General features: G+C 76.9%; 3 protein-coding genes. 1 reads left to right on the plus strand and 2 read right to left on the minus strand.

Translation table 11 applies throughout. From position 1 onward, the window contains the following. Nucleotides 1-335: 335 nt before the first annotated feature. On the minus strand, nucleotides 336-980 hold the full coding sequence (locus ACFCX4_RS35445) for a response regulator (RefSeq protein WP_376151464.1): 645 nt from the start codon (nucleotides 978-980) through the stop codon (nucleotides 336-338). 16 nt (nucleotides 981-996) lie between these two features. Next, nucleotides 997-2,298 (minus strand): sensor histidine kinase, encoded by a 1,302-nt coding sequence (locus ACFCX4_RS35450; protein ID WP_376151466.1) that lies wholly within the window; start codon nucleotides 2,296-2,298, stop codon nucleotides 997-999. A 295-nt stretch (nucleotides 2,299-2,593) separates the two neighbouring features. Here ACFCX4_RS35450 and ACFCX4_RS35455 point away from each other — a divergent pair, with 295 nt between their 5' ends. Next, a complete protein-coding gene (locus ACFCX4_RS35455) occupies nucleotides 2,594-3,157 on the plus strand; it encodes a heme-binding protein (RefSeq protein ID WP_376151468.1) in 564 nt (187 codons plus the stop codon). The last annotated feature ends 130 nt before the right edge of the window (nucleotides 3,158-3,287 follow it).

Genomic DNA, 3,287 nt, shown 5'->3' on the forward strand with positions numbered 1-3,287 from the left:
GGTCCCCCCGGACCCGCTCCGCGCCGCGTCGTCGCGCGGCTGCTGCGCCGCTCCCCCCGATCGCCCCGGACTCCCGCCGTCCCCCCTGGCGCCGCCCTCCGGCGAGAACGGTCCGCACAGGCCCGGCGAGCCCCCTTGAAGTGGGGCGTCGTTGATCATCACGGTAACAAACCGCATGGTTGGTTTGTCAATGGTCGGATCCATGGAACATCCACAACCGGGGAGCGGGGTCCGGAAGTGCGCAGGGTGCCCGGGAGGTCGCGGAAAGGAGCCGGCGGACGGCCGGCGGACGCCCGGCGGACGATCCGGAGAACGTTCCGGCGGAGCGCCGGGCCTCAGCGGAGCAGGCGGCGCTCCTTGGCGACCGCCACCGCGCCGGCCCGGGTGTCGACGCCCAGCTTGTCGTAGATCCGGCCGAGGTGGGTCTTGACGGTCGCCTCGCTGATGAACAGCGCCCGGGCGATCTCCCGGTTGCCGAGCCCCTGGGCGAGCTGGGCGAGGATCTCCGTCTCCCGCTCGGTGAGCTGCGGCGCCGGGGCCCGCATCTGCGCCATCACCCGGGAGGCGACCGGCGGGGAGAGCACCGTCCGGCCCTGCGCGGCCGAGTGCACCGCGGCGAACAGCTCCTCCGGCCGTTCGGCCTTCAGCAGGTACCCGGTCGCGCCCGCGCCGATCGCCCGGGTGATGTCGGCGTCGGTGTCGTAGGTGGTCAGGACCAGGACGTGCGGCGCACCCGGCGCGGCGGTGATCCGCCGGGTGGCCTCCACGCCGTCGATGCCGTCGCCGAGCTGGAGGTCCATCAGCACCACCTGTGGGGCCAGCCGGGCGGCCAGCTCGACCGCCTCCTCGCCGCTGCTCGCCTCGCCGACCACCTCGATGTCGCCGGCGCTGGCCAGCAGGGCGAGCAGACCGGCCCGGACCACGGCGTGGTCGTCGCAGACCAGCAGCCGGACCGGCGAAGGGGCGGGGGTGGGGTTCATCGGGCGGCTCCAGGCCCTAGGGGCGGTCGGGGGACGGCGGCCGGCGGCCGGCGGGGGCGAGCGGGATCGCGGCGGAGACCACGGTGCCCTCGCCGGGAGCGCTCTCCACGGTCAGGGTGCCACCGAACCGGCGCAGCCGGGCCCGCATGGCCGGCAGGCCGTGGCCGCGGCCGGGGGCGGACGGCGCGGTGGGCCCGGACGGTCCCGCCGGTCCCGCCGGTCCGGACGGGGTGCCGCCCGGGCCCCCGCCGGCGGTGAAGCCGCGGCCGTCGTCGGCGATGTCCAGCACCACCTGGTCGCCGAGGAAGGAGAGGGTCAGCGCGGCGGCCGAGGCCCCGGCGTGCTCGCGGACGTTGGCCAGCGCGCCCTGGGCGATCCGCAGCAGCGCGGCCTGCGCCGCCGCCGGCAGCGGCACGGGCGTGCCGTCCAGGTGGAAGCGGACCGGCAGACCGCTCTCGGCGGACTCCCGCCCGGCGAGCGAGCGCAGTGCCCCGCCCAGGGTGCGGCCGTCGGCGAGCTCCGCGGGCGCGAGGTCGTGGACGAAGCGGCGGGCCTCGGCGAGGTTGCGGGCGGCCACCTCGGCCGCGGTGCGCACATGGGTGCGGGCGGTCACCGGGTCGCCGTCCCAGGTGCGGTCGGCGGCCTGGAGCAGCATCTGCTGGCTGGACAGGCCCTGGGCGAGGGTGTCGTGGATCTCCATCGCCAGCCGTTCCCGCTCGGCGAGCGTCCCCTCCCGCCGTTCGGTGGCGGCGAGTTCGCGCCGGGTGCGGACCAGGTCGGCGATCAGCGCGCGCTGCCGCGCCGCCTGCCGCTCCATGTACAGGAAGACACCGGTGGCCAGCGCGGCGACGGCGGGCGGCAGCAGGACGAGGTTGGAGTCCACCGGGCCGGGCAGCCGGATCTCGCCGACGACCACCAGCAGCGTGAGCGCCGCGACCAGGGGGACCGCCGCCCGGATGGGCAGCGTCCGCAGCGCCGTGTAGACCAGCGGGACGGCGCACCAGGAGAAGCTCGGCGCGAGCAGCACCAGGATCACCCAGAGCACGGTCACCACCGCCAGCGGCCAGGGGCTGCGGCGCCGCCCGGGGGCGGGCGGACGGCGGTGGGCGAGCCAGGAGCCGACCGGCTGGGCGACGGCCAGGGCGATGCTCAGCCCGAGCACCCAGGGGACCCGCGGGTTGTCGGGGTGGTGGCTGAGGTAGCGGCTGAGCGAGGTGGCGAGCAGCAGGAGGAAGGCGGAGTCGAGCAGCACGGCCAGCCACCGGGCGTCCGGGTCGGGGGAGGCGGGGTGGTCGGGCGGGGGGCCGGGGTGGTGCACGGGGCCGCTCCTTGCTCTGTCCGCCCGCCGGTGGTCCCACCGGCCGTCGCCGCTGCTCGCCGCCGTGCCGGGCACGGCTGCCCTTCGTCCGTCCTGCACCGGTGCGCCGCCGGCGCGTCCCCGGTGATCCTCCGATGGTGGCCCGCCCGGTCGGGGGGCGCATCAGCCGATCGGCTGACGGGGCCGTCGTCCGTCGTGCACGCCCGCGGTGGACGGAACGCCGATGTGGCGAGGGGGTCCCGGAACGGAGGATCGAACCAGTCCCCACCGCCATCATCCGACGAGGAGCCGGACCATGAAGAAGACCTCCGTTCGCGCCAGGGTGCTCACCGGCACCGTCGCCGCCGCCGCGCTGGCCGCCGCCACCGTCGGCGCCGTCTCGGCCAGTGCCGAGGCCACCGACACCCCGGCCGTGACCGCCGCCGCGGTCAAGACCGACGCCCAGAACAAGAACCTCTCCCAGAGCACCGGTCTGACCATCGAGGCGGCCACCAAGGCCGCCCAGGCCACCCTGGACGCGGCCACCAAGGCCGGCCAGCACGTCTCGGTCGCGGTCGTCGACCGCGACGGTGTCACCCGGGTGCTGCTGAAGGGCGACGGCGCCGGCCCGCAGGCGCCGGAGTCGGCCGTGCGCAAGGCGTTCACCGCGGTCTCCTGGAACGCTCCCACCTCCGAGCTGGTGAAGCGCCTCGCGCAGGCCCCGGGCCTCAAGGACATCCCGAACACCCTGTTCCTGGCCGGCGGCGCCCCGGTGCAGTCGAAGGGCGCCCCGGTCGCCGGCATCGGTGTCGCGGGCGCGCCCAGCGGCGACCTGGACGAGCAGTTCGCGCAGGCCGGCGTCCAGGCGCTCACGAAGTAGCGCGGACGCCCCGGCGCCCGCCGAACGAGGGCGTGCGGGCGGACGGCGCGCCGGGGCGGGCCCCCGACCGTCCCGGCGCGCACCGGCCACCGCGGCCCGGTGCGCGCCGTTCGCGTGCACGCGGGTGCGC

It is taken from the genome of Kitasatospora sp. NPDC056327 (assembly GCF_042261735.1).
Lineage (GTDB): Bacteria > Actinomycetota > Actinomycetes > Streptomycetales > Streptomycetaceae > Kitasatospora.

What these genes read in the sequence shown, in the direction of transcription:
- ACFCX4_RS35445 (WP_376151464.1), bottom strand. Translation starts at nt 980, where the DNA reads ATGAACCCCACCCCCGCCCCTTCGCCGGTCCGGCTGCTGGTCTGCGAC.
- ACFCX4_RS35455 (WP_376151468.1), top strand. Translation starts at nt 2,594, where the DNA reads ATGAAGAAGACCTCCGTTCGCGCCAGGGTGCTCACCGGCACCGTCGCC.